This is a genomic window from Acidobacteriota bacterium (assembly GCA_020349885.1).
Lineage (GTDB): Bacteria > Acidobacteriota.
In genome coordinates this window covers 788508-793530 of sequence record CP070701.1, presented here as the reverse complement: position 1 = coordinate 793530, position 5023 = coordinate 788508, and the positions used below count along the sequence as shown (strand labels likewise).

Genomic DNA, 5023 nt, shown 5'->3' with positions numbered 1-5023 from the left:
GGCTGCGCGATGAGAAAAATTCCTTCGTCGAGACGCGGCCGCGCCCCGTAAAAATTTTCCACTCGCCGCGCTTGGTGATGCCTATGGGGACGAGGCGGTATTTCCTCTTGTCGGCGTTCCTCAGGATCGCCTCGGCGGAGAGCAGGGAGATCTCGTGCTCGAGGGAGCGCCCTCCGAAGAGGACGGCCATGCGAAGGCGGCGCTTCGGGGATTTCATAGCCTCCGAGTAGTGTATCACAGAAATGGCGCGGGGCCGGGGCCGGCTCTCAGCGCCGCTCTTCGAGCACGAACGACAGATTGGCGGCGGGCGCCGAGTGCGTGAGCGCCCCCACGGAGATGAAGTCCACGCCCGTCCGCGCGATGCTACGGACGTTCCGGAGCGTTACGCCCCCCGAGGCTTCGAGGACTGCCCGCCCCCTCGCGAGGGCCACGGCCTTGCGGAGCTGCGGCAGGGAGAAATTGTCGAGAAGGATCCACGCAGCGCCCGCGCGGAGCGCCGCGCCGAGCTCTTTCAGGTTCCGCACCTCGATCTCGACGGGGGTCTCGACGCGGGAGGCGCGGCGCAGCGCTTCTTTAACTCCGCCGGCGAGCACGACGTGATTCTCCTTTATCAGGACGGCGTCGCCCAGGCCGAAGCGGTGGTTCGCGCCCCCGCCCGCGCGGACGGCGTATTTCTCCAGCGAGCGCATCAGGGGCGTGGTTTTCCTCGTGTCGAGGACGACGGCCCTGGTGCCTTTCGTCCTGTCGACGAAGGCGCGCGTGAGCGTCGCGACGCCGCAGAGGCGCGAGAGCACATTCAGCGCCACCCTCTCCGCGCCCAGGAGCGCCTGCGCCGGGCCGCGGACGCGGAAGAGAGCTTTTCCCTTCTTCGCGCGCGCTCCCTCCTTCATTTTGCCCGTCGCCTTGACGCGGCGGTCGAGGAGCTCGAACGCCCGCAGCGCCACGGGAAGGCCCGCGACGACGCAGGGCTCTTTCGCCAGGCATACGCCCGTCGCCGGGACGCGCTTCCGCCCCGCGACGGCGCGGGTGGTGACGTCGCCCGCGCCGACGTCCTCGGCAAGCGCCGCGCGGAGGAACGAGTCGACGTAGGTCCGGGAAGGAAACTGGGGATAAACGTTGCGGGGCATGGGTGGTGCCTCTACCTCAGCGCTTCGATGATTTCCTTAATCCGCGGTATCTTTTTTTCAAGAGCGCTCTGGTGAGCCCGCGTATCCTCTACAACCTCGACGGGGGCGCGCTCCACAAACAGCGGATTCGCAAGCTTAGCCGCCATGGCTTCGTGTTGTTTTGAAAACTCGGCCAAGCTCTTCTCAAGGCGCGCGCGCACGGCGGGAAATTCCTCGTCCTCACGCAAAATGCGCATATCTAGGCCCCATGCCCTTACCGGGATTCCCTTCTGGGGAAGCGTTTGGACAAGACTGTATTTCAGGCGGGCAAGGTGGGAAATCATCGCTCCGTGCGCTGAGAGCCGTTCTTCAGAGGTGTCATTCTTGAGCACGGCGATTTCTATCATTTCCTTAGGATTCACCTGAAGGAGAGAGCGCACAGCTCGAATTTCCGTCACGACGCTTTTCACGCCGTCCATCACATCAGTAGCTTTTCTGTCAAACCAAGACTCTTCTGTATCCGGCCACGCCGCGACGCAGAGCGACTCGGCGTCGCGCACGCTCGCGGGCAGCTTCTGCCAGAGCTCCTCGGTGATGAACGGCATGAAGGGATGCAGGAGGCGCAGCACGCGGTCGAGGACGAGCAGCAGCGTGGACTGGGCGCTCCGCTTCGCTTCCGCGTCGCCGCCCGAAAGCGCCGGTTTCGATATCTCGACGAACCAGTCGCAGAAGTCGCCCCAGAGGAAATGGTAAAGCTCGTTCGCCGCGTGGTCGAAGCGGTAGTCGGCGAACGACGCGTTCACCTCCTCGACGGTGCGCGCGAGGCGGCTCAGGAGCCAGCGCTCGGGAAGGCTCGACGGGGCGTCTTTTTGAATGGCCGCCTCCTCGTCGAGGTTCATCAGGACGAACCGCACGGCGTTCCAGAGCTTGGTGCAGAAGGCGCGGTAGCCCGCGACGCGCTGCTCGTTGAGCGGGACGTCCATCCCGGGCGTCGCCATGGCGAGGAACGTGAAGCGCAGCGAGTCGGCGCCGTACTTTTCGATGAAGTCGAGCGGGTCGACGGTGTTGCCGCGCGACTTGCTCATCTTGTGGCCCTTCGCGTCGCGGACGAGGCCGTGGATGTAGACCTCGCGGAACGGCACGTCCTTCATGAAGTGAAGCCCCGCCATCATCATGCGCGCCACCCAGAAGAATAGGATGTCGAAGCCCGTGATGAGGAGCGTCGTCGGGTAGTAGGTTTTCAGGTCCCGCGTCTCCTCGGGCCAGCCGAGCGTCGAGAAGGGCCAGAGTTGGGACGAGAACCACGTGTCGAGCACGTCGGGGTCGGGCGTCCACCCGTCCTTGCCGCACTTCGCGCAGGCCGAGTCGGGCTTTTCCCCGGCCACGACGCACTCGCCGCACGCGCAGTGCCACGCCGGGACGGGGTGCCCCCACCATATCTGGCGCGAGATGCACCAGTCGTGGATGTTGCGGAGCCACTCGAAGTACGTTTTTTTCCATTTCTCGGGCACGACCTTCGTCCGGCCCTTCTCGACGGCCTCGACGGCGCGCTCGGCGAGCGGCTTCACCTTGACGAACCACTGCGTCGAAAGATACGGCTCGATGACCGTGTCGCAGCGGCCGCAGTGCTTGACGATGTGCTCGTAGTCCTCGATCTTTTCGAGAAAATCCTGCTCCTCGAGCAGCTTGAGGATTTTTTCGCGCGCCTCGAAGCGGTCGAGGCCTTCAAAATCCTTGCCCGCCGCCTCGCTCATCGACCCGTCCTTGTTCATCACGAGAAGCGACGGCAGGCCGCAGCGCTTCGCCGCGTCGAAGTCGTTCGCGTCGTGCGCGGGCGTCACCTTCACGGCGCCCGTGCCGAACTCCTTATCGACGAACGGGTCGGCCACGACGGGAATCTCCCTCCCCACGAGCGGGAGCACGACCTTCTTGCCGAGGAGGTTGAGGAAACGCTCGTCCTCGGGATGGACGGCGACGCCCGTGTCGCCGAGCATCGTTTCGGGGCGGGTCGTCGCGACGACGATTCCCCCGTCGCCGCCCGCCTCGGGATAGCGGACGTACCAGAGGTGCCCGTTGTGCTGCGAGTCGGACGCTTCCAGGTCCGAGAGCGCCGTCTGGCAGCGCGGGCACCAGTTGACGATGTATTCCCCTCTGTAGACGAGGCCTTCGCGATAAAGCTCGACAAAAACCTTCTGGACGGCGTGCGAGAGCGCGGGCTCCATGGTGAATTTTTCCCTCGTCCAGTCGCACGAGGCGCCCATGCGCCGGAGCTGCTTCAGGATTACGCCGCCGCTCTCCTGCCTCCACTTCCAGACGCGCTCGACGAATTTCTCCCGCCCCAGCTCATGCCGCGCCCTGCCCTCCTTGGCGAGCTCCTGCTCGACTACTATCTGCGTGGCGATTCCAGCGTGGTCGGTGCCCGGCAGCCACAGCGTGTCGAGGCCCCGCATCCTCTTCCACCGGACGACGCAGTCCATGAGGGCGTCCTCGAAGGCGTGGCCCATGTGCAGCGTCCCCGTCACGTTCGGCGGCGGGATGACCAGGCAGAAGCGCTCCCCGTCTTCCCTTTCCTCCTCGGGATGTGCGGTAAAGAAGCCGCGCTCTTCCCAGAAGCGGTACCACCGCTCCTCGAATTCCTTCGGGTCGTAGCGCTTTGCGAGGGATTCCGCCATCAGGCGGTATTATAGGGGAAAGGCGGGGGAGGGGAAAGCGCGCCGCGGGGCACCCGGCGCCCCCCGGCTCGTTCCCCCCCCCGGCTCGTTCCTCCCCGGTTTGTTTTCCCCCGGTTCGTTTTCCCCCGCCTAGTTTCTCCTCGGCTCGTTTCTCCCGGGGCTGCAGCGCCTCTACATCGTCGTCCCGCAGCCGTTCACCGTCTCGATCTTGTAGTAGTAATCCAGGCCGTCGCCGAGAACGTCGTCGTCGTAGAAGTCGTCGTAGAGGTCGATGACGGTCGGGATGTCCGACATGTCTGGCAGCGTGTACCGGTAGACGCGGTAGAACGCCGTGTTCGCCTCCGGAGTCCAGTCGAGGGCCACGAAACCGGTCTTGTCGACCAGCAGGAAGGTGTCGGGCGGGACTCCGCTCACGCACAGGGTCGCCGGCACATCTGCCGACTGGCTCACCATGTCCACGGGCGCCGACTTCCCGTAGATCCTGGGGGGGTCCGGGGGGGGCAGGACCTGTTTCTCCCACAGCGCCAGCATCTCGGTGCCGCGCGTGGTCGTGGTGTTCTCCGATACGAGGAAATCTATGTACTCCTTGGAGCTCGACTGGTAGCGCAGCGTCGCCGTGACCGTGACGGGGTCCGTCACCCCGAGGGGCACGGGCACGAGGTAGGTCGTCGTGTCGTAGTGGGCGAGCACACCACCGCCGAGGTCGGGGTAGCTGTAACCCTTCGGCTCCGTCTCGATGTCGGGTATGAAGCCGAGGGGCGGGATCCGGTTGTCCTTGGGGTAGTAGTTGTTCAGGACGAAGTGGAAGGTCGGCCCCGTCCCCCAGATCCCCGGCTTGGCCTCGTAGATCTTGACCTGCGGGTCTTTCGTGAGCACGGCCGTGAGCGGGTCGTAGGCGCCCGACTCGAAGAACACGCCGCTCCCGACGTCGCTGGCCGTGAGGTTGAGCCACATCCTGCGGCCCTCGGGGTAGCCAGTAGGCAGCTTATGGCCCGTGAGGTTCGTGATCGTCACGTCGACCGCCATGAGATAGCCCTCCTCGATCGACGGCGGAAGGCCCAGGGCCATGGTAGCCGACTTGGTCTGCAGCATGTCGAGCGCCTGGGTCATCGTCCAAGCGAAGTTCTCTTCGCGGCCGAGGCCCATCTCGGCATCCAGGAGCTCCAACATCCACACGTTGCCCCCCGCGAACTGGTGCATGGGCACCTCGGCGCGCACGGGGGCGCCGCCCCCGGCCGCCTTCTT

The 5023-nt window shown here is 65.2% G+C and carries 4 protein-coding genes; all 4 read right to left on the bottom strand.

All coding sequences use genetic code 11. The annotated features are described in order from the left end of the window. Window positions 1–217: hypothetical protein (locus JSV08_03390; protein UCF81466.1), on the bottom strand; the 217-nt coding region annotated here is incomplete at its 3' end. 49 nt (window positions 218–266) lie between these two features. Further along, entirely contained in the window at window positions 267–1127 is an 861-nt protein-coding gene (nadC, locus tag JSV08_03385; protein ID UCF81465.1) for a carboxylating nicotinate-nucleotide diphosphorylase, read from the bottom strand. 11 nt (window positions 1128–1138) lie between these two features. Further along, entirely contained in the window at window positions 1139–3778 is a 2640-nt protein-coding gene (locus tag JSV08_03380; GenBank protein UCF81464.1) for a valine--tRNA ligase, read from the bottom strand. A 171-nt stretch (window positions 3779–3949) separates the two neighbouring features. Next, window positions 3950–5023, bottom strand: a 1074-nt coding sequence (locus tag JSV08_03375) for a hypothetical protein (GenBank protein UCF81463.1), incomplete at its 5' end; no start/stop codon positions are given.

Coding starts and splice junctions, on each gene's coding strand:
- nadC (UCF81465.1), bottom strand. CDS start 1,127: ATGCCCCGCAACGTTTATCCCCAGTTTCCTTCCCGGACCTACGTCGAC.
- JSV08_03380 (UCF81464.1), bottom strand. CDS start 3,778: ATGGCGGAATCCCTCGCAAAGCGCTACGACCCGAAGGAATTCGAGGAG.